The sequence below is a fragment of the Aeribacillus sp. JST-2 genome (genome assembly GCF_056032925.1).
In genome coordinates this window covers 34,862-56,335 of record NZ_JBVVUU010000006.1, presented here as the reverse complement: position 1 = coordinate 56,335, position 21,474 = coordinate 34,862, and the positions used below count along the sequence as shown (strand labels likewise).

Below are 21,474 nucleotides of genomic sequence, written 5' to 3'. Positions count from 1 at the left end.
CATAAAGGGTTTTTCATCTATATGATGGATTTATAAAATAAAGGAGGGGGAGAGAAATGGAGTTGAAATGGCTTCAATTAGCGGAACAAGTGCTATCAGGGCACAAAATAACAAGAGAAGAAGCAAAAGACATATTAACTTGTCCGAATCAAGATCTGCTTCTTTTACTTCATGGCGCTTATCAGATTAGAAGCGCTTACTATGGGAATAAAGTGAAATTGAATATGATCATGAATGTGAAGTCTGGATATTGTCCGGAAAACTGTTCTTACTGTTCGCAATCGGCCGTGTCGAATGCACCAATTCCAAAATATGCGATGCTTGACAAAAATGAAATTGTTGCCGGAGCGAAACGGGCTAACGAACTGAAAGCCGGCACATTTTGCATCGTTGCCAGCGGAAGAGGACCGACGGGGCGGGAGCTTGATCAAATTCAAGAAGCTGTACGCGAAATTAAAAAATCTTACAACTTAAAAATATGCGCATGCTTAGGAATTTTAAAAGAAAATCAGGCCGAACAATTAAAAAATGCCGGCGTCGACCGCTACAACCATAATGTAAACACTTCCGAAAGACACCATCAAAACATTGTGACAACTCATACATATGAGGATCGGATCAAAACGGTGGAAAAAGTGAAAAAAGCCGGGATTTCTCCATGTTCAGGAGTCATTATCGGGATGAAGGAATCCATCAAGGATGTTATCGATACAGCTTTCGCTTTAAGAGAGCTTGATGCGGATTCAATCCCGGTTAATTTTCTCCATGCAATTGAAGGAACACCATTGGAAGGGACAAATGAACTGACTCCGCAATATTGCTTGAAAGTGCTGGCATTATTTCGTTACGTACTGCCTGAAAAGGAAATACGTATATCCGGTGGTAGGGAAGTAAACTTGCGCTCTTTGCAGCCTTTAGGCTTATATGCAGCCAATTCAATTTTTATTGGCGATTATTTAACGACAGAAGGACAAGAAACAACAAAAGATCATGAAATGCTGAAAGATTTAGGGTTTGAGATTGATCTAAATGAGATTGCGGCACCTGCTTTATAAAAAGCGGGTGTCTTTTTATTTGCCGCCGTTCGGAAAAACGATATAATGAAACAAACATCTGTTGAATGAGGAAAGGGTGAAATGATGACATCTTTTTATCATTTTTTAATTACATTCCGGCATCCGAAACCAAAAGATGCGATCAGCCGATTTGCTAATGACGTTTATTACGATCACAGTTTTCCAAAAAATTCCAATGACTATGATGAAATCAGCTCGTATTTAGAACTGAACGGCTATTATTTAGAAAATATGTCCGTTTTTGATGAAGCTTGGGAAAAATATACGGAAGCTGTCCTGCTGAAACACTGATTTTTGCGATTCTTTGTCCGCCCAACTCAAACAAGCTGTCGGTGCATATAATGGGATTACACTAGAAGTCACGGCAAAAAAGGGGGTGGCAATCATTTTGAAAAGAAAAAAACCAAAGTTTAAGATAGGGGACACTGTCGTGATAACAATGTACGGCACTGTTGGAATCATTACGAATATTCAAATGATGGACGAAGAATTTTTATATGAAGTCAATCATGGCGAAAGTTTATATTTTGAAAATTCCCTTGAATACATCGCAGATTATGAAGGATCTGTTTACGAATCGGAAATGGTGGAAGTGGAATTGAAATTTAACATTGGAGACCTTGTATATGTAAAAGGCTACGGAAAAGAAGTATTCAAAATCGTCGGGTATCGCACCGAATTGTGGCGTTATCAAAATGATGCCTGGGAGGAAGTAACCTACGAATTGGTTCGTTTTCGCGACGGCGAATGGTTGGAAGCGACAACTGACGAATTGAAAATGGTCATTCAAAGAAAAGATGCTGAGAAACATCTGCAAAATATTCATATTATAAAATATATCGCTGGGTTGAAAGATCAAAAGACGTTGCCGGCATTAAAATCAGAGAAAAAGGAAAACGGCCAAGAGGAACGGAAAAAAACGCAGCAGACAAACATCATTGATTCTATGCTTGATTTATATAATGACTATAAGCTGCTGTATGAATTTTTCGGCGATGAAGAATATAAAGAAATGATGAATAATGTTATACAATATTTAAAAAGAGCGATCGAAAGGCGTGAATAGGAAATATTTTTAGCAAAATCTATTTTTTTTGAAACTCTTTTAAATTTTCTTCGTATAAAAGATAACAAAATGTAAAGGGTGAAACACGTGCTGAAAAAAATTCTAAAATCTTTTTTAGGCCACCGTTCTTACCATCATTCGTCGAGCAGCAACTATTTTCATAAACCGCATCATCATAAGCCGGTTCACAAAAAATATCCGCCATCCTACGGACATCATTACTACAAGAAAAAACATCGTTCAGGCTCCGGATTTTTCTCCAGTTATTATAGCAGCTAGCGATGAAATGGCAGGATCTGCTCGGTGTCTTTTCTATTCGGTGGCAAAGGCCGTTAAAGCCAGGAACACTTGCTGGCCGGTATATTGTCAAAACAACACTGGGAATGGGGAGCTATGGGATCACCTATTTAGCGCAAGACAGGGAAACAAACCAAACGGTTGTTCTCAAACAAATGCGAAAACGGAAAAATCGATCGGATTTGCAATCTTTTCAAAAAGAAAAGGAAATTTTAAAAACGCTGAACCATCCCGACATCCCTTCGTTTTATGAGGAATTTGCCATCGATCATGAACAATTCCTTGTGATGGAGTACAAAAAAGGGGAAACTTTTGAACAATTAATCTTCCAGCATGGAAAAAAATTTGCTGAAGGAGATGCTTTTTATTATTTGAAACACATACTCGAGATTGTTCGATATATACACAATCAAAAAATTGTACACCGCGATTTAAGAATTCCGAATATTCTTCTTCATGATGACCGCATTTCCATCATTGATTTTGGTTTGGCTCGATTTATTTCGGATGAACAAGAGGAAAATTTCGATCAATGGGAGCCGGAAAAACAACGAATGCGAGAAATTCGTTACCAAACAGATTTTTACGCATTAGGACATTTTTTGCTATTTTTATTATATTCGTCCTTTGAACCAATGGATAAAAAAGAAAGAAGTTGGGAAGAAGAACTAACGATTTCTTCAGAAGGGAAACGGATCATTAAAAAACTTTTTCGCATGGAAGGATGTTATCAATCTGCAGAGGAAATTTTAAATGATATTGAACGATTGCCGATTGGGAGGAAAAAGAATGGCGTTGTTTAACAAAGTGCTGGCAAGCATCGGAATTGGCGCTGCAAAAGTGGATACGAGGCTCAAAGCTTCTTCCTTTCAAGCAGGTGAAACAATTGAAGGGATTGTCGCGGTAAAAGGCGGAAACATCGAACAAAAAATTGAAGAAATATACTTATCGGTTATGACTTCATACGTAAAGGAAAAGGACGATCAGAAATGGACAAAGCAAGCGGAAATTGCCAAAATCAAAATCAATGAACCGTTCGTCATATCAGCAAAAGAAACAAAGGAAATCCCGTTTTCATTCCAATTGCCTGTTGATACCCCTGTTACAATTGGCGCTTCCAAAGTATGGATTCACACGGGACTTGATATTAAAAGCGCAGTCGATCCTCAAGATACCGATTACATTGAAGTCGAACCGGCCGAATTGATGGGCGAAGTGTTCAACAGTTTGCGACGAATCGGATTTAAGTTTCTTCAAGTAGAAAACAAAGAAGCGCCATTTCACTTAAAAAACAGGCTGCCGTTTACTCAAGAATTTGAATTTTACCCTGTATCCGGCTCATTCCGCGGCCTCCTGAAAGAGCTAGAAATCGTCTTTACCTCGATCAGTCAAGACGAATTGGAAATGAAGATGGAAATCGACAGAAGAGCCAGAGGGCTTTCCGGGTTGCTGGCAGAAGCATTGGATTTGGATGAGAGACATGTCCGTATAAAGGTGGGCCGAAACGACCTTAGGCAATTAGATGACAAATTCATCCAAACGATTCAGCGATACTGCTCATGAAACCTGCAAATTCGGCAGGTTTCTTTCTTTTGTTCTGTATAAATAAGAAGTACACCGCTATAATGAAAAATATGAGGAGGTTATGATGAAAAAACCGCTCTTATTTTTCATTCTTGCTCTCTTATTTTTTCTGATCAGCTTGATCGTTCAAGTAAAAACAATTTTTCAGTTGGATGCGACCTTCGTACGCAGTCTGGAATGGCAGCGCACTGAACAGCTGAATTCGTTTATGTATTTTTGGACAAACATCGGTTCGATGAAAGTTCAATTATTATTAACGATATGTATCAGCATATTTTTAGGGTTGCGAAGACAATGGCTGAACGTGCTGATGCTTTTCATGAATTTTTTTGGAGTCCGTATGTTGAACGAACTATTAAAAGTTGTTTTTGCAAGGGAAAGACCTGATTTTCACCCTTTGGATCATTTGGAAAGCTACAGTTTTCCAAGCGGCCATGCGATGAATTCAACGGCTGTTTACGGTCTTTTTGCTTATTTCCTCATATGTTCAACGAACAACAAATTTTTCCAACGGATCGTTGCCGTCTTTGTAATTTGTCTTTGCCTGTTGATAGGCTTGAGCCGCATTTATCTGGGCGTCCATTTCCCATCCGATGTGTTGGCTGGATTTTTAGCCGGATTGTTATGGCTTTTTGCCATGATCGCATTATTCGCGATGATTCGCCAAAACTAGTTTTATTTTTCAGCAGGATTTCCGTTAAAAATCGCCAATAAAATGAAAAAATGGTTTTGGAGGGAAAAGGTTTGCCTTTAAAATTTTTAAGGTTGAACGGCAAAGCAACCGATTATGATGTGACGATTTTTCAAACGCCAAACGCTGGAGAGAAAAAAGGATATCGGCCAGTATACCGCATAACCGTCAGCGGCAAAAACCATCAGGATGTGCTTGATCATGTTTTCCGCCTTTTTAATATTGCAGAAGCTATGCCGGAAGACTACACCGCCCGATTCATTGGGACGGGGGATATTGTGTTTATCGATGAAGGACTTAGAGGGCAATCTTTTTATAAATTAGTGATTGGCGGTTGGGAAAAAATAAATCGTATTCATGTGCGTTGAGTCGACAACACACTCTTTCCAATAAATTAAAAAGCTCCATTTCTTTTAATACTTGCAATATGATAAGATGGCAGTACGAAAACTCGTAGAAGGAAGGGTTGAAGAAAATGAGCGTGCATATCGGAGCGAAAAAAGGAGAGATTGCCGAACGGGTTTTGCTGCCGGGCGATCCTTTGCGTGCGAAATACATAGCGGAAACGTTTTTGGAAAATCCGGTCTGTTATAATGAAGTTCGGGGCATGTACGGGTTCACAGGAACTTATAAAGGTGAACGAATTTCTGTTCAAGGAACGGGAATGGGTGTTCCTTCCATTTCCATTTATATCAATGAATTGATGCAGGAATATGGAGTGCGGACCCTTATTCGTGTCGGTTCTTGCGGCGGGATTCAGAGAAGCGTGAGCGTTCGTGATGTAATTTTAGCAATGAGCGCTTCAACAAATTCACAGATGAACCGCATCACTTTCGGCTCTGTTGATTATGCGCCAACAGCCAGTTTTGATTTATTGAAAAAAGCATATGACATTGCCTGTGAGAAAAAAATTGACGTAAAAGTCGGCAGCGTATTTACAACCGATTTGTTTTATAATGACAAGGCAGAACCGGAGAAATGGGCCGAATACGGTATTTTGGCTGTTGAAATGGAGACAACCGCCCTGTATACCCTTGCGGCGAAATTCAAAAGAAAAGCGTTATCGATATTAACGGTCAGTGACCATCTATTTACCGGTGAAGAAACAACAGCGGAAGAAAGAGAATCAACATTTAACGAAATGATTGAAATTGCGCTTGAAACAGCAATTCAAGACGAATGAAATGGTGGCTTTGAGCCACTATTTTGTTTTTCATCATGAGAAACAGGTTGTTGGAACATTTTCAACGATCGGGACAAGTGTTAAAATGAAAGAGACAGATAGAAAACAAGGTGGGAATTTGCATGAAAAAAACGGTTGCTATGCTGATTCTCCTTATAGGATTGTTTCTTGCGGGATGCGATCAATCTTTTGACAAGCTCCCGTTTATTAATGGAGACAGCCAAGTGCAGCACGAAGCAAAAGAAACAGCAGCGCAACAAAAAAAATCCGCTGAAAAAGAGGAAAAAAGGGCAGAAACGGAAAAAACCGATCCTGAATTTCTACTCGAAAAACAATATTTTAATGTAGTTCAAACGGTGAATGGCAAAGCCGTTATTCAAAACCCGGAAAATATTTTAGTTCTCGTCAATAAAAATTATTTTCTGCCTGCTGATTATGAACCGAGTGATTTAACGATACCAAAAGTCCCGTTTTCGTTTGGTGATTCTGATATTCCGAAACGATATATGCGAAAAGAAGCAGCTCATGCCCTTGAACAGCTTTTTGCCGCTGCAAAAAAAGAAGGGATCATCCTTTATGGCGCCTCAGGATACCGTTCTTATGAACGGCAGGCGGCCATTTTTGATGCGGAGAAAAAGCAAAAAGGTGAAGAAAAGGCGGCGCAATCGGTTGCTCGGCCGGGACAAAGCGAGCACCAAACAGGATTAACCATTGATGTGACAAGCGAAAGTGTCCATTTTCAAATTACGGAAAAATTTGGTGAAACAAAGGAAGGAATTTGGCTTCAAAATAACGCCTTTAAATATGGATTCATCATTCGCTATCCGAAAGGAAAGGAAAACATCACTCAATATAAATATGAACCCTGGCACATCCGTTATGTTGGAAAGAAAGCAGCAAAAGTCATCCAAGAGAACCATTTAACACTTGAAGAATATTTCCAAAAAGTCAAGAAAATTTAATTCCCGCGCAATTGCGGGATTCATTTTTGCCTATTTTAAAGATTTTTCTTTTGTTTGACGTTTGCAGCCGACTCCGACATAATGGAATCATGAGAAAAGGAGGAATCATCATTGTACATTAAAAAAAGAAATTTTTTGGTGGCTATTTTGCTCACCATGATCATCACAATGGGGTTTACCCTCTCGTTTTCCAGGTTTACATCAGTCAGCGGGAAAGAAACCGAGCAATTTGATAAACTTTTTGAAACGTATGAAACAATCAAACAAGGCTATTATCAAAAAGTAGATGACGAGAAACTGGTGGAAGGAGCCGTTAAGGGGATGGTCGAATCTTTGGATGATCCGTACACATCCTACATGAATATAAAGGAAGCTGAAGGTTTTGATGAAAATATTTCGTCAAGCTTCGAAGGGATCGGAGCAGAAGTTACAGAGGATGACGGCTCTATTGTCATTGTATCGCCGATCAAAGGCTCCCCTGCGGAAAAAGCAGGATTAAAACCGAAAGATAAAATTTTAAAAGTTGACAATAAAAGCGTTGAAGGCATGTCAGTCAACGAAGCGGTTGAACTAATTCGCGGGAAAAAAGGTACAAAAGTGCACATTGAAATTGAAAGGGAAAATGTCGGAAAACTGAAATTCACCATCACAAGAGATACCATTCCAATTGAAACCGTTTATAGCGAAGTGGTTGAAAAAACGATCGGAAAAATCCAAATCACCAAATTTTCTGAGAAAACTGGGGAAGAATTGGCTGATGCATTAAGCGATCTTGAAGATAAAGGAGTAAAAGGAATCGTTCTCGATTTGCGCCAAAATCCCGGTGGCTTGATGGATCAAGCGATCGCCATGACAGATATGTTTGTTGCCAAAGGAAAAACGATTTTGCAAGTGGAAGCGAGAGATGGTTCGAAGGAGGTTTACAAAGCAGAGAGTCCCGCAGTTGTTCGAGTTCCAGTGGTCGTGGTAACAGATAAAGGAACAGCAAGTGCAGCGGAAATTATGGCTGCCGCTCTTCATGAATCAGCCGGATTTCCGATTGTTGGCGAAAAAACATTTGGAAAAGGAACAGTGCAAACGACAAAAGAATTTGATGATGGTTCATCCATTAAGTATACGATTGCGAAATGGCTGACTCCTTCCGGAAAGTGGATTCACCAAAAAGGGATTGAGCCGCAATATAAAGTATCATTACCTGAATATGCCAACTTACCTTATTTAAATCCTGATAAAACGTTGAAACAGGGCGATTCTTCAGCTGAAGTGAAAGCGGCCGAAGAGATGATGAAAGCAATCGGTTACAGAATTGATGCGGATGGTTTCTTTGACGAGCAGTTAAAAAATACGGTGCTTGCTTTCCAAAAAGAAAATCAATTGAAACAGACCGGTGAAATTTCAAAAGAAACAACAATAAAATTGATGGATCGCGTCAGGGAAAAAATTGTGGAAAATGATACTCAAATGAAAAAAGCAATTGAAGTACTAAAATCGGAAATGTAAAAAAAAGGGGCAGTTCATAAGTTCCTAATAATGAAGCAAGTGGAGAAAAACGATGCATTTCTCTCCACTTGCTTTTATATTTTTTTGATTTTTATCTGAAAGTAGCTGGCGAATACCGGCTACTTTCGGCCCGACCAAAAGACAGGCCGTTTTTTCATTCAACCGCCTTTTTTACAACCAGGTCGACAACTGTTCGACCGGCAGCCGATTGCTTTTATGTGCGGGTTTTAACGCTTTGCCGATTGTAATAAGCATAACCGGGATATAGCGCTCGGAAATATTGAACTCCTTCATAAAAGCTTTTTTGTCAAACCCACCGATTGGACAAGTATCATAGCCTTCCGCTTTCGCCGCCAAAATGAGCTGCATCGCCCCTAAAGAAGCATTCGTAAAAGCGGCATCACGGGCAAATTGCTGATTTTGATAAGCACGTTCTATTTGGCCAGCCAACGTTTTTTTTATTTCCTCCGTCATATCTCCTTCATCGACAAGCGGCTGGTAAACATCATTCGTTTTTTGATTTGCTTGCAAATCTCCGAGAACAGCCACCACAGCTGAAGAGTCAACAATCTGCTGTTGATGATTGGCAATGGGAAGCAGCCGTTCTTTAGCTGTTTGGCTATGAAAAACGACGAAATGCCAATGCTGCAAATTCCAAGCGGAGGGAGCTTTTCCGGCAATTTTTAAAAGTTCCTTTAATTTTTCTTTGCTAATGACGACATTAGGATCATAATGACGAATGGATGTCCGTTCTATCATGAATTGCAAAAATTGATTTTGCTCAACAGAAATCATTGTGCACACCTCCGAATATTCAATCGGGCAACGCTGTTTTTTCCATCATTCGCATGTTAATAAAAGTAAAATCATATTGTCAAGAAAAAGGCTTGTATTGCAGCGCTTTCCAGACTATTGCGTCTAAGGGCAGGGTATTCAAAGTTTTTCTTCCGAATCGTTATCATGCCCGAATAACCGCCTGCAACAGTTGAAAAGAAAGACAAATGCCCACGCAAATATGCTGATTGTTGAATATCCTTTTATTGTATATTTAAGAAGGGGGGTTTACATGTATCCACCAGTCAGAACATACCGGTTTCCAATTTTCTATCCATTCGGAGTTCCGTTTTTAGGGGGATTGCTTGGGGGGCTGATCGGCAGCAGTCTTCTTTATCCAAGGCCATATGCTTATCCTTACTCACCGTATCCTTTTTATCCATCCGGCGGTTACTACCCATATTAATCAAAAAAAGGCGGGTTCAGACAAACGAGACAGAACCTGCCTTCAAATTTTAAAAAGGCAAAATCTCAGTATAATGCAGATCTTTCAGCTTGATAAACTTCATTTCCAATATGCCGTCTGCAAACACGGTTTTTGTTCCTTTTCGCCTTACCGGGGCTGGAAAGATATATTTTTGTTGCTGTTTTTTTTCAGGGTAATTCAACAAGTACAAATGATGTTGATTATGCTGAATTTTTATTATTTTTTTTTGTTCTTCATTGATTGGAAGCTTTACGTATACATACTCATCAGTCTCAAAAAAATCGGGTCCGCTTTGAGGTTTTTTTGGCAAATCTGCAAAAGGAAAAGAACCATTAAACGGAAAACTGTGCAAATAGTCTGTACCGAACGCTTGCTTCATTACTTCTTCAATATAATGGTCAAGATCCTCTAAATGCATGTTTTTCCATGGCTTCATTTTTTCCACATCCCCATTGATCCAGCTTCAATTCAATGTAATATATGAAAAGGTGAGATGGATCGTTCAAAACAATTTCTTGGAAAAAGATAGGCAAAGGGAATATAATAATACGAAGAAAGGAGAAAATAAAGAAAATGATGAGATCAGGGATGATTTATATTGGTCTTTCGTATGTTTTATGGGGGATTTTGCCCATCTATTGGAAAATGATTGAAAGTGTTTCGGCTGAGGAAATTTTAGCTCATCGAATTATCTGGTCTTTCGTTTTTGTGATGATGATCATTATCTTTCAAAAGAGATTTCGAGACTTTTTAGGAGAGTGCAAAAAATTAATCCGCCAGCCTTATACTATTCTTTCCTTAATTCTTGCTTCATTTTTTATTACCATCAACTGGTTTACATATATTTGGGCAGTGAACAATGGCCATGTGCTTGAAACAAGTTTGGGGTATTACATAAATCCGTTGGTCAGCGTTTTGCTCGGCATGATTTTTTTAAAGGAAAAAATGAACAAAGGGCAGCAAATTGCTTTTCTTTTTGCAGCCGGAGGCGTCATATTATCAACTGTTCATTATGGCCATGTCCCATGGACTTCTCTGCTTTTGGCGGTCACGTTCGGATTTTACGGTCTCGTAAAAAAAGTGACAAAGCTCGAATCAAACTTTGGTCTTGCACTTGAAACGTTTGTTGTCCTACCTGTTGCCGCCGTTTACGTGCTATACTTAAAATCAATAGGAAAAAGCGCTTTTTTTGAATGGGATGTTCTCATCAATTTTCTTCTGTTTGGCGCGGGAGTTGCAACAGCGATTCCACTGCTTTTGTTTGCAAAAGGAGCGCCAAAAATACCAATGTATATGATGGGAGTTTTGCAATACATCGCACCAACCATCACGTTTTGTCTCGGAATCTTTCTCTTCCACGAACCTTTTACAATCATTGAGGTGCTGACCTTCGCTTTTATTTGGACGGGGCTGGCCATTTTTACATTTAGCGAGCCATTTGTTAGAAATAAATGGAAATTTAAACGCGCCACAAATTCAAACTGAGTAAAAGTAGATGCAAACATGCTTGACGACAAAAAACTTCTTCAATCTTTTCGGTTACTATGGAATAATAGAAGTTTACCTGTTGTGGAAAATGAACGATTGACTCTTGAAAAGGCCATCAAAGCCGATTTGCTTGACGAAATAACACATCCAAGGTTGCGGAAAAGCCATGGAAGGAAGCTTGTTGCCGCCATCAACCGAATTTTACAATCGGATCTTTCTGATGGTGAAAAAATTGGTTTAATAGACTGTTACATTCAAATATTTGACAAAATCCAAAAAGAAAAAGAAGGTGAAGCATTTGAATCCAATTGATCCCCTAAAAGTTCAAGAGGCCATAGATGCTTTTTTGCATAAGGATGTTTATATCCATCTCGAAACGACGACCGGAGCTTATTCGGCGCATCAAAACGCCGGCAATATGACGGTTGTCGCTTTCATACGCAATGCAAAAATCAATTTTTCACAAGGGAAAATAAAAGGAAAGGGACCGTACCGCGTTGGATTAAAAACAGAGGAAGGATGGGTATATGCGGAAGGATTGACTCATTATACGATTGATGTTCAAAACAGACTATTGATGGCCGGACATGATCAGGAAGGAAGACTGGCCATCGCCCTTGAAATAAGCGAAACACCATTTCCGCAATAAGGAAAAGTTTTTTACTTTAAAAAGAAAGGTGAAGAACAATGAACGAACGGTTGTTAGTCATTTTGCCTCATCCTGATGATGAATCGTTTGGGGCGGCCGGCCTGATCGCATTAAAACGAAAGGCGAATGTACCTGTCACATATGCATGTTGCACTTTGGGAGAAATGGGTCGCAATATGGGAAATCCGCTGGTGGCCAATCGGGAAACGTTGAAGAACATCCGCAAAAAAGAGCTTGAAAAGGTTGCCGAAATATTAGGGATCAATGACTTGCGGATGCTTGGCTACCGCGACAAAACATTGGAATTTGAAGATGAGGAAAAACTGGCTGATCACTTTGAACAAATTATCCGGGATGTAAAACCTACGCTGCTGGTAACTTTTTATCCGGGCTTTGCTGTACACCCCGATCACGATGCGTGTGGAGAAGCCGTCATCCGCGCTGTTAAGCGTATGAAAAAAGCCGAAAGACCTGTCGTATACTGTATGGCATTCTCGAACGACCGTTTTGAACATATCGGAGAGCCCGATGTGGAAATTGATATAAAAGAAGTGGCTGATATAAAATTTCAAGCCATCAAAGCTCATCGTTCGCAAACATTTTGGATGATCAAAAAAATGGAACAAGAGCTTGATAGCGCGAATCCGCAATGGCAACAATGGTTTGATAAAGAAGTGTTCTGGACTTATTCATTTCAAGAATCATAGTTTCGTCTATCGATTTTCAAAACATGTCCATCTTTCCTCCTGTATTAAACGGCTGGAAAGGAAATTTTGAGCATTGACTGATGTCTAAGTTTTGTGATATGACTTTTAATAGGAAAATATTTTTGTTAAAAAATAAAATATTATGTCGATATATCCAATAAGAGTAACTATGAATCTAACATTTGGAGGGAAAGGATGAATGAAAAAAAAAGTCATCAGCCTGACAACATCTGCAGTACTCGGTTCGACAATGATTGCAGGTGTTGCATCGGCGGAAACATGGCAAGTGAAACCCGGGGACACATTATGGGAAATTTCCCGAAAATATAATATTTCCATTGCAAAGATCAAAGAAGCAAACGGTTTATCATCGGATACGATTTATGTTGGACAAATGTTGAACATACCGCAAAAATCGGCGCAAACTCAAAAACCGCCTGTTTCATCAACGGCAACTTCAAATGAAACAGCGAAATCATATACGGTCAAAAAAGGCGATACATTATGGGAGATTGCTAGAAACTATGGAACGACTGTTCAAAATTTGAAGAGTTTAAACGGTTTAACCGGCGATATCATATACCCGGGGCAAGTGTTAAAAGTAACCGGATCTTCTCCTTCAAAGAGCACGGGATCACCTTCAACACCAAAAAAGGTGCTCGCGCCTTCAAGCTCGCCTAATACATACACCGTTCAATCAGGAGATACATTGTGGGAAATTGCTGTAAAATTTAAAATGACTGTAAGCCAATTAAAAGCAGCCAACAATCTTTCCTCCGATACCATATATCCCGGACAAGTATTAAAGCTTTCGGGTTCTGCTTCAAAATCTGGTACACAATCAAACAGAGCCGCTGGCAACAAAAGCTCTCAATCAGGTCAGTCATCTGTAACAAACGGAAAAATTTTAGTCATGATACAGGAAGCAAAAAAATTGCTTGGAGTTCCTTATCGTTGGGGCGGCAACACACCGTCCGGATTTGACTGCAGCGGATTTATTTATTATGTTTTGAACAAAGTGACCTCCGTATCAAGATTAAACACCGCCGGGTATTGGAATATCATGAAGTCTGTTTCATCGCCGAAAACAGGAGATTTTGTCTATTTTACCACCTATAAACCAGGTCCGTCTCATATGGGCATTTATCTTGGCAATGGAGATTTTATTCATGCCGGGTCGCACGGAGTGCAAATTTCAAATTTAAGCAATTCTTATTGGAAAGCACGTTATTTAGGAGCGAAGTCTTTCTTTTAATCGGAGCGGACAAGCTCCTTTTTTCTTTGCTTCAATTGGATAGTATGATAAGTTTAACATAACAATCAAATGGCCAATGTTTAAAATGTGGTGGACGTGAAGGGAGTAAGAGAAAATGCTTCGGCTGCTGGAACCGAAAAGCGGGAATGTGTTTAAAGAATCCGGAAGGCTAATGCTCATAAATTTTGTTTACATCCTATTGACAGCTGGGTTAATGCTGTTTTTCATTATATTTTTTTCGTTTTTGGCGGAAGCTCATATTTGGACGACTGCTGTTTTTGGACCGGTTGTCGTTTTTTATCTAGCTGCGGTTGCTGCCGCTTATTTTTACATCTGGATTCGTTATTCGGTCGCCTTTGCAAAGCAGCAAACGGCATGGAGAAAGGGAAAAACATTTTTAATCGGCTTCATTGGCGTCATTCCGAACATAGCCTTTTTATTCGGCGCCCTTTTCTTTGATGAACCGGAAAGCTGTGCAGGTGCAATCATGTTTGCCGTTCCAATCTTTTTCCTATCTTCCATTTTGATGCCATTCGTAAGCCTTATCAGCGCGTTTATCAAAGAGCAGCCTGCTCATTAAACGGATGAGAAAGGAATATCAAAACATATGCTTGATTTGAGACTGCCAGATGACATTTTTGCTTTCATTGAAAACCGAAAAAAACGATTTTCAGTTAAGGATGAAGACCACGCATTAATTGGAAAAGGCGGTTTTTTATCTGATAATCCCGCCATTTTGCAAGATGCGGTGATTGCATTGGCCTTAGGAAAAAATATTTTGCTGAAAGGACCGACGGGAGCAGGAAAAACGAAACTGGCAGAAACCCTGTCCGCTTTATTTTGCCAGCCAATGCACAGCATCAATTGTTCAGTTGACTTGGATGCGGAAGCTCTGCTTGGCTACAAAACGATTGTCAATGCGGGTGGGCAAACGAACATTGAGTTTGTCGAAGGTCCTGTCATTCAAGCAATGACAAAAGGGCATTTGCTGTATATTGATGAAATAAATATGGCAAAGCCTGAAACATTGCCGATTTTAAACGGTGTTTTAGACTACCGCAGGCGGATCACAAATCCTTTTACACAGGAGGTTGTGACAGCAAAAGACACATTTGGCGTGATTGCCGCCATAAATGAAGGATACGTCGGGACGGTGCCGTTGAATGAAGCGTTGAAAAACCGATTTATCGTCATTGAAGTACCATATGTTCAAGGGGACGAACTGTTGCGGGTTTTAATGAGGAACTCCGCCTTAAAGGACGAGAAATTGATGAATAAATTTCTCGTCTTGTCCAGTGATATTATGACTCAGGTGGAAAACGGCCTAGTATCGGAGGATGCGGCCTCCATCCGCGCTCTTATCGATGCCTGCGACCTTTCTGTCTATTTACCGCCATTGCGGGCGATTGAAAGGGCAATTGCCGGTAAACTGGAAGACGAAAGGGAAAAAGCGGCTATTATGAACATTGCCGAAACGATCTTTTCATGAGGGTGGTAGAATGCGTTTTATTAAATTCAATGATGAAACAGTTGACACATTTTTGTTTATGCAGTTGTCTGACTTGGTAAAAACATTGACGAAACGAACCGATATTGATATTGAGTTCGGCGTTCAGTCGTACTACCATCCAATTGAACAAAAAATTTATGTTAGCCACTTTTGGAATCATCGATCGGATAATGATAAAATGACAGGTTTAAAGTCCGATGTGTATTTGCGGGCAATCGGCAGCTTTTATTTTACTAACTTTGAACAGATGGCGATATTTCAAAAAGAGATCCAAAATATTCGCCATCCAGAATTTGCCCGGCAAATGTTCATGCTTTGTGAAGATTTGCGGATCGAAGAATGCATCAAACGCAAGCGCCCGGGTACAAAGCAGTATTTTCAAAAACGAAGCGAAATGTTAAAAAAATATTTCGGGGATCAATTGAAAGTCAACGTTGGCCGCAGCAACTATGCTGATGCGCTGCTTTGCGCTTTCTATTTCATTTTAACCGCCAGCTCTCCAATTATCGATATACCTTCTATCGATCAAACAATCGATAGGCGGATCCCTTTTTTAAAAATGCAGGCGATGAAGGTGTTTGAAGCTGAAAATACGAGAGATGTTTCCCAAATTGTGCTGGAAACGGCGGCTGTGCTCGATGACGTGCTGCCAAAAGATGTAATCAACACTTATTTCGTCTTCCCGGATGTAACGTGGCCGGACAAAGAAAACTCCTTTTTTGATCAAATGAGGAGGAAACATAAGCTTCAAAATCAAGATTCGCTAAAGAATGTGAAAAAAGGCGATGAAGACCTTCATGATGAAAAAATGGCTACGTGGCACCGGGAAACATCGACACCAACAAAAAGCTTTTTACAATTTGATTTGCAACAAGGGACGCAAACGAATTTGATTAACGAAGAAGCAAGGCAAGCGGAAACAGGAGACCAGGCTTTCGTGATTGTGGAGGGCAGTGCCAGGAAGACAAATAACAAAGATTATGCGAAAGTAGAAGCAGCGGAAAGAACAGCAAATGCAACTTATGGAAAAAGCGAATCTTTCGGAAAAGAAAATCGATTTGCAAAAGCAATTGATGTATTCCCCAAACTTCCGACCGTCAGAGAAAAATCTATATATGAACAAAATTTGCTGCGGATCAAACCATATACAAAAAAATTAAGAAAGATCATGGAAAAGACGCTTGAGCATAAAAAACAATTTCCTAAATCAGATTATCATTTCGGAAGGTTGCACCAAAAGCTTATTCGTTTATGGACCGATGAGAACCCGCGGATGTTTGCTAAAAAAAGAGCGCCTTCACCAGAAATTGATGCAGTTTTTTGCCTTCTGGTAGATTGTTCAGCTTCCATGTATGACAAAATGGATGAAACAAAACTGGGCACCATTTTATTTCACGAGGCATTAAAAACCGTTCGAGTTCCGCATCAAATTGTCGGTTTTTGGGAAGATTCTTCCAACAGCCGGGAACAATATCAGCCAAACTATTTTCAAAAGGTGATCACGTTTCCTGCATCTCTTCAATCTGGCTCAGGACCTGAAATCATGCAGCTTTCCCCGGAAGAAGACAACCGGGACGGATTTGCCATTCGCCATATGACAAAAGAACTGTTGGCAAGAAATGAAAAACAGAAATTTTTGCTTGTGTTTTCAGACGGAGAGCCGGCAGCGTTCGGATATGACCAAAACGGTTTGGTTGATACACATGAAGCAGTATTAGAAGCGCGAAAACAAGGCGTTGAAGTGATGAACATTTTTTTATCAAACGGCCATTTAGAAGAGAGCCAAAAAAAGACGATTCAAATGATATATGGAAAATATAGCATGTTTGTCCAAAATTCAGCGGATCTTCCCGATAGGCTTTTTCCATTATTAAGAAAAATACTGCAAAAAAGCATTATATAATTCTTTTAAAATAAAAATTGTTTCGTAATAATGTTAATTTTTAAGTAAATACTATTGGTCAAATTGGCGAATAGTGTTAAAATAGCGATGGAAGCGATTATGGGACAAAAAATGGCCTGCTTCCTGGGGATGGTGATAAGGAAAAAACGAAAGAACAATGATTGAGAATGAAAAGAACAGCATCGAGAAATCTAATGATTAGAAATCATTGGGGGTTTAAAAGGAATGGAAGAAACTTCGTCTAATGTAAAAACGGCATGGCGTAATTTTTACGGTCCCAACTTAGGGTATGTAATGGATTTATATGAGCAATATTTGCAAAATCCGGATGCCGTTGATAAGGATTTAAAAGAGATGTTTGATCTTTGGGGAGCTCCGGAAGTTGTGGAAGAAACACAAGTTGGCCAATCTCCAAACGGCTTAAGCAGCCAGCTGGAAAGTGTTGCGAGATTGCAAAAAGTGGTGGCTGCCGTAAAATTTGCTGAAGATATTCGAACATTTGGACATTTGGATGCTTCTATCTACCCGATGGGGATTATGCAAAATGATGAAGATGTATTAAATGAATCAAGGTATGGCCTTACAAAAGAAGATTTAATGAATATCCCAGCCAAATTGTTGTGCCCGTATGCATCGGATTCGGTCAAAAACGGGGTTGATGCCATTCAATATTTAAAGAAAGTCTATTCAAGTTCAATCGCTTTTGAATTTCAACATGTCCACAATTTTGAAGAGCATGAATGGCTCAACAAAATGGTTGAATCGGGAGAAATTTTTAAAACCCTTTCAAATGAAAAAAAGGTTTCCATTTTAAAACGGCTAACGGAAGTCGAATTGTTTGAAGGATTCCTCCATAAAACGTTTGTAGGACAGAAAAGATTTTCCATTGAAGGCGTTGACATGCTTGTTCCTATGCTCGACGAGCTTATTTCGGAAGCCGTTAAGAGCGGAACGGTCAACATTAACATCGGAATGGCTCACCGAGGCCGGTTAAGTGTATTGGCGCATGTATTAGGTAAGCCGTATGAACTGATTTTTTCTGAGTTCCAACATGCACCAAATAAAGAATTAGTGCCATCGGAAGGATCAATCGGCATCAACTACGGTTGGACAGGGGATGTCAAATATCATCTTGGTGCAGATCGGCAGATTAAGGATCATAATGTCGTCCGCGCTCGGTTGACGCTTGCCAACAACCCTAGCCATCTCGAATTTGTTGATCCGATTGTTGAAGGATATACACGTGCAGCGCAAGATGATCGGAATGTAAGCGGATATCCAAAACAAAATATTCATCAATCATTGGCAATTTTGATTCACGGAGATGCCGCATTCCCAGGCGAAGGAGTCGTGGCGGAAACTCTTAATTTAAGCCAGTTAAACGGTTACAAAACGGGCGGTACGATTCATATTATTGCTAATAATATGATCGGCTTTACGACCGAAAGCTACGACTCAAGATCCACAAAATATGCAAGCGATTTGGCGAAAGGATTTGAAATTCCGATCGTTCATGTAAATGCGGATGATCCTGAAGCATGTATTGCAGCAGTATATATCGCTATTCTTTACAGAAATAAATTTCATAAAGATTTTCTGATTGATTTAATAGGCTACCGCCGTTACGGCCATAACGAGATGGACGAGCCAATGGCAACCAACCCGCTTTTATACGAGAAAATTAAAAAGCATGAAACGATTTGCAAATTGTATGCAAGAAAGTTAGAAGAAGAAGGATTTATTACAAAAGAAGAAGTCCGTAAATTTCAAGAAACTGTCATGGATCGGCTGAACAAAGCATTTGAAAAAGTTCCGAAAACGGAAGCGCAGGCAGAAGAGATTCACGTTCCGGAAACTGTCAGCCATGGACTTCCTCCTGTAGATACAACGGTTCCAGAAAATGTTTTGGACACCATCAATCAAGAGCTAATATCCTTCCCGGAAGGATTTACGGTTTTTGGTAAATTGAAAAAAATATTGGAACGTCGAGCAGCTTTATTTGTGGAAGAAAGAAAGGTGGATTGGTCGCTTGGTGAAGCGTTTGCTTTTGCTTCCATTTTAAGAGACGGAACGCCAATCAGGATTACGGGGCAGGATTCGGAGAGAGGAACGTTTGCACACAGACATTTGGTGTTGCACGATGTGAAAACAGGCGAGACATTTTCTCCTCTGCATCATCTGTCCGATGTCAATGCATCGTTTGCAATTCATAACAGCCCGCTTTCGGAAGTGTCTGTACTGGGATTTGAATACGGCTACAACGTATTTTCACCGGAGACACTTGTCATTTGGGAAGCGCAATTTGGAGATTTTGCAAACGTGGCTCAAGTAATATTTGATCAGTTTATTTCCGCAGGCAGAGCAAAATGGGGACAAAAATCCGGTCTTGTAATGCTTTTGCCTCATGGATATGAAGGACAGGGGCCTGAACATTCTAGCGGACGTTTGGAGCGCTACTTGCAGCTTGCTGCTGAAAACAACTGGACGGTTGCCAATGTTACAAGTGCAGCGCAATATTTTCATTTATTAAGACGTCAAGCTAAAATATTAACAAAAGAGGAAGTGCGGCCGCTCATTATCATGACGCCGAAGAGTTTGCTCAGAAATCCTCTCACTGTCTCTCATGTGGATGAATTGACTAAAGGTGCATTTAAACCGGTTGTCGAACAACCGAACTTGGGCGGAAATCCTGAACAAGTGAAACGCTTAGTTCTTTGTACTGGAAAAGTTTCGATTGACCTGGCAAACGGATTGCAAAAAATAGAAGACACAAATTGGCTGCATATTGTCCGTTTGGAAGAGATTTATCCGTTCCCTGAAAAAGAAGTTAAAGAAATCATTGAGAGATTTGACAATCTAGAAGAGATTGTCTGGGTTCAAGAAGAGCCGCAAAACATGGGGGCATGGGTATTTATGTATCCACAATTGAAATCCATTGTAGGTGACAACTTGAAAGTCAAGTATATCGGTCGCCCGAGACGTTCAAGCCCTGCTGAAGGGGATCCGACCGTTCATAAAAAAGAACAAAACCGAATGATCAATGAAGCACTTACGTGGAATAAATGAGGAGGAAGTTAAAAATGGCTGAAATCAAAGTTCCAGAACTAGCAGAATCCATTTTAGAAGGCACGATCTCCCAATGGCTGAAAAAACCCGGAGATAAAGTTGAAAAAGGGGAATATATTCTTGAGCTTGAAACAGATAAAGTCAATGTGGAAATTACTTCAGAACACGAAGGAGTATTAAAAGAAATTTATAAAAATGAAGGCGATGTTGTCGAAGTCGGCGAAGTAATTGGAATAATCGAAGAAGGTGCCGCAGCTCCGCAACAAAGCGCCCAACCGGAAGAAAAACAAGAAGCAAAAACAGAACAGCAGCCGTCGGCACCGCAAGAAAAAGTGCAGGAAAAAACAGAAGAACAGACGTCCATCCATACAAAACCAATTGCATCACCGGCTGCGAGAAAACTGGCCAGGGAAAAAGGAATTGACCTTTCGCAAGTTCCTACGAGCGACCCGTTAGGCCGCGTTCGCAAACAAGATATTGCTTCCTATGAAGCTCCAAAACCAGTTGCAAATCAACAAGTAAATATATTGAAGCAGGAGCCAAGCTTAACAGCTGATCCAAAACCGGTGGAACGAATCAGAATGTCGCGCAGACGCCAAACAATAGCCAAACGGCTAAAAGAGGTTCAAAATACAGCTGCCATGTTGACAACATTCAATGAAGTCGATATGACAGCTGTAATGAACATCCGCAAACGAAGAAAAGAACAATTTTTTGAGGAACATGATGTCCGTCTAGGATTTATGTCTTTCTTTACAAAAGCGGTTGTTGCAGCATTGAAAAAATTCCCTCTTTTAAATGCGGAAATTCAAGGCGATGAGATCGTTTTGAAAAAATATTATGACATCGGTGTTGCCGTTTCAACAGATGAAGGATTGGTCGTTCCGGTTGTAAGGGATGCAGATCGTTTAACATTTGCGCAAATTGAGCAGGAAATTGCTGATCTTGCAGCGAAGGCTCGCGCCAACAAACTTACGCTTTCAGATCTTCAAGGCGGAACATTTACGATTACAAACGGCGGAGTATTCGGTTCCTTGTTGTCCACCCCGATCTTAAACGGACCGCAAGTTGGAATTTTAGGCATGCACAAAATACAGCTTCGCCCAGTTGCCGTAGATGAAGAGCGCATAGAAAACCGCCCGATGATGTATATTGCCCTTTCTTATGACCATCGGATCATTGATGGAAAAGAAGCTGTCAGCTTCTTAGCGACCATAAAAAAATTGTTGGAAGATCCGGAACAATTGCTTCTTGAAGGATAAAAGATAGTTGGATG

General features: G+C 40.1%; 24 protein-coding genes. 21 read left to right on the top strand and 3 right to left on the bottom strand.

Annotated features, from left to right (window positions below; genetic code table 11):
- Positions 1-56: 56 nt before the first annotated feature.
- The 3 genes from bioB (at position 57) to AC0KTX_RS05155 (ending at position 2,142) form a co-directional block, all read left to right on the top strand.
- Positions 57-1,055: a biotin synthase BioB gene (bioB, locus tag AC0KTX_RS05165; RefSeq protein WP_474251171.1), complete on the top strand. Its 999-nt coding sequence runs from the start codon at positions 57-59 to the stop codon at positions 1,053-1,055.
- 84 nt (positions 1,056-1,139) lie between these two features.
- On the top strand, positions 1,140-1,367 hold the full coding sequence (locus AC0KTX_RS05160; RefSeq protein WP_474251248.1) for a YozE family protein: 228 nt from the start codon (positions 1,140-1,142) through the stop codon (positions 1,365-1,367).
- Between the two features lie 97 nt (positions 1,368-1,464).
- On the top strand, positions 1,465-2,142 hold the full coding sequence (locus AC0KTX_RS05155) for a hypothetical protein (protein WP_474251170.1): 678 nt from the start codon (positions 1,465-1,467) through the stop codon (positions 2,140-2,142).
- A gap of 19 nt (positions 2,143-2,161) precedes the next feature.
- Here AC0KTX_RS05155 and AC0KTX_RS05150 read toward each other — a convergent pair whose 3' ends face one another.
- Positions 2,162-2,347, bottom strand: coding sequence for a hypothetical protein (locus tag AC0KTX_RS05150; RefSeq protein WP_474251169.1), 186 nt, complete (start codon positions 2,345-2,347; stop codon positions 2,162-2,164).
- Positions 2,348-2,423: 76 nt separating this feature from the next.
- Between AC0KTX_RS05150 and AC0KTX_RS05145 the strand changes: the two genes are divergently transcribed.
- From AC0KTX_RS05145 to AC0KTX_RS05115, 7 genes are all read left to right on the top strand, one after another.
- Positions 2,424-3,242 carry a serine/threonine protein kinase gene (locus AC0KTX_RS05145; protein WP_474251168.1) on the top strand — a complete coding sequence of 273 codons (819 nt, stop codon included), beginning with the start codon at positions 2,424-2,426 and terminating at the stop codon, positions 3,240-3,242.
- On the top strand, positions 3,229-4,002 hold the full coding sequence (locus AC0KTX_RS05140) for a sporulation protein (RefSeq protein ID WP_474251167.1): 774 nt from the start codon (positions 3,229-3,231) through the stop codon (positions 4,000-4,002). The genes AC0KTX_RS05145 and AC0KTX_RS05140 overlap by 14 nt, the downstream gene beginning before the upstream one ends.
- Positions 4,003-4,087: 85 nt before the next feature.
- Entirely contained in the window at positions 4,088-4,696 is a 609-nt protein-coding gene (locus tag AC0KTX_RS05135) for a phosphatase PAP2 family protein (RefSeq protein WP_474251166.1), read from the top strand.
- 71 nt (positions 4,697-4,767) lie between these two features.
- Positions 4,768-5,082, top strand: a complete 315-nt coding sequence (locus tag AC0KTX_RS05130) for a hypothetical protein (protein WP_474251165.1) — start codon at positions 4,768-4,770, stop codon at positions 5,080-5,082.
- A 107-nt stretch (positions 5,083-5,189) separates the two neighbouring features.
- The gene (gene deoD / locus AC0KTX_RS05125; RefSeq protein ID WP_474251164.1) at positions 5,190-5,897 is read left to right on the top strand and encodes a purine-nucleoside phosphorylase; all 708 of its coding nucleotides are present in this window, start codon (positions 5,190-5,192) and stop codon (positions 5,895-5,897) included.
- 122 nt (positions 5,898-6,019) lie between these two features.
- Complete coding sequence (locus AC0KTX_RS05120) at positions 6,020-6,859, top strand: M15 family metallopeptidase (RefSeq protein WP_474251163.1); 840 nt, start codon at positions 6,020-6,022, stop codon at positions 6,857-6,859.
- A gap of 156 nt (positions 6,860-7,015) precedes the next feature.
- Positions 7,016-8,359 carry a S41 family peptidase gene (locus AC0KTX_RS05115; RefSeq protein WP_474251247.1) on the top strand — a complete coding sequence of 448 codons (1,344 nt, stop codon included), beginning with the start codon at positions 7,016-7,018 and terminating at the stop codon, positions 8,357-8,359.
- Between the two features lie 171 nt (positions 8,360-8,530).
- On the opposite strand, the gene AC0KTX_RS05110 is transcribed toward AC0KTX_RS05115, so the two are convergent.
- The gene (locus AC0KTX_RS05110; protein WP_474251162.1) at positions 8,531-9,154 is read right to left on the bottom strand and encodes a nitroreductase family protein; all 624 of its coding nucleotides are present in this window, start codon (positions 9,152-9,154) and stop codon (positions 8,531-8,533) included.
- A gap of 271 nt (positions 9,155-9,425) precedes the next feature.
- Between AC0KTX_RS05110 and AC0KTX_RS05105 the strand changes: the two genes are divergently transcribed.
- Complete coding sequence (locus AC0KTX_RS05105) at positions 9,426-9,599, top strand: hypothetical protein (RefSeq protein ID WP_474251161.1); 174 nt, start codon at positions 9,426-9,428, stop codon at positions 9,597-9,599.
- Positions 9,600-9,648: 49 nt separating this feature from the next.
- On the opposite strand, the gene AC0KTX_RS05100 is transcribed toward AC0KTX_RS05105, so the two are convergent.
- Positions 9,649-10,056, bottom strand: coding sequence for a spore gernimation protein GerT (locus AC0KTX_RS05100; protein ID WP_474251160.1), 408 nt, complete (start codon positions 10,054-10,056; stop codon positions 9,649-9,651).
- A 137-nt stretch (positions 10,057-10,193) separates the two neighbouring features.
- Here AC0KTX_RS05100 and rarD point away from each other — a divergent pair, with 137 nt between their 5' ends.
- From rarD to odhB, 10 genes are all read left to right on the top strand, one after another.
- On the top strand, positions 10,194-11,105 hold the full coding sequence (rarD, locus tag AC0KTX_RS05095) for an EamA family transporter RarD (RefSeq protein ID WP_474251159.1): 912 nt from the start codon (positions 10,194-10,196) through the stop codon (positions 11,103-11,105).
- Positions 11,106-11,123: 18 nt separating this feature from the next.
- Entirely contained in the window at positions 11,124-11,420 is a 297-nt protein-coding gene (locus AC0KTX_RS05090; protein WP_474251158.1) for a hypothetical protein, read from the top strand.
- A complete protein-coding gene (locus tag AC0KTX_RS05085) occupies positions 11,407-11,757 on the top strand; it encodes a YojF family protein (RefSeq protein ID WP_474251157.1) in 351 nt (116 codons plus the stop codon). Before AC0KTX_RS05090 ends, AC0KTX_RS05085 begins: the two co-directional genes overlap by 14 nt.
- A gap of 38 nt (positions 11,758-11,795) precedes the next feature.
- Entirely contained in the window at positions 11,796-12,464 is a 669-nt protein-coding gene (gene bshB2 / locus AC0KTX_RS05080; RefSeq protein WP_474251156.1) for a bacillithiol biosynthesis deacetylase BshB2, read from the top strand.
- 199 nt (positions 12,465-12,663) lie between these two features.
- Positions 12,664-13,719, top strand: a complete 1,056-nt coding sequence (locus tag AC0KTX_RS05075) for a C40 family peptidase (RefSeq protein ID WP_474251155.1) — start codon at positions 12,664-12,666, stop codon at positions 13,717-13,719.
- 115 nt (positions 13,720-13,834) lie between these two features.
- Entirely contained in the window at positions 13,835-14,299 is a 465-nt protein-coding gene (locus AC0KTX_RS05070; protein WP_474251154.1) for a hypothetical protein, read from the top strand.
- 27 nt (positions 14,300-14,326) lie between these two features.
- Positions 14,327-15,208 (top strand): ATP-binding protein, encoded by an 882-nt coding sequence (locus tag AC0KTX_RS05065; RefSeq protein WP_474251153.1) that lies wholly within the window; start codon positions 14,327-14,329, stop codon positions 15,206-15,208.
- A gap of 10 nt (positions 15,209-15,218) precedes the next feature.
- Positions 15,219-17,132: a vWA domain-containing protein gene (locus AC0KTX_RS05060; RefSeq protein ID WP_474251152.1), complete on the top strand. Its 1,914-nt coding sequence runs from the start codon at positions 15,219-15,221 to the stop codon at positions 17,130-17,132.
- A 225-nt stretch (positions 17,133-17,357) separates the two neighbouring features.
- Entirely contained in the window at positions 17,358-20,198 is a 2,841-nt protein-coding gene (sucA, locus tag AC0KTX_RS05055; RefSeq protein ID WP_474251151.1) for a 2-oxoglutarate dehydrogenase E1 component, read from the top strand.
- A gap of 14 nt (positions 20,199-20,212) precedes the next feature.
- Positions 20,213-21,460: a 2-oxoglutarate dehydrogenase complex dihydrolipoyllysine-residue succinyltransferase gene (gene odhB, locus AC0KTX_RS05050; protein ID WP_474251150.1), complete on the top strand. Its 1,248-nt coding sequence runs from the start codon at positions 20,213-20,215 to the stop codon at positions 21,458-21,460.
- The last annotated feature ends 14 nt before the right edge of the window (positions 21,461-21,474 follow it).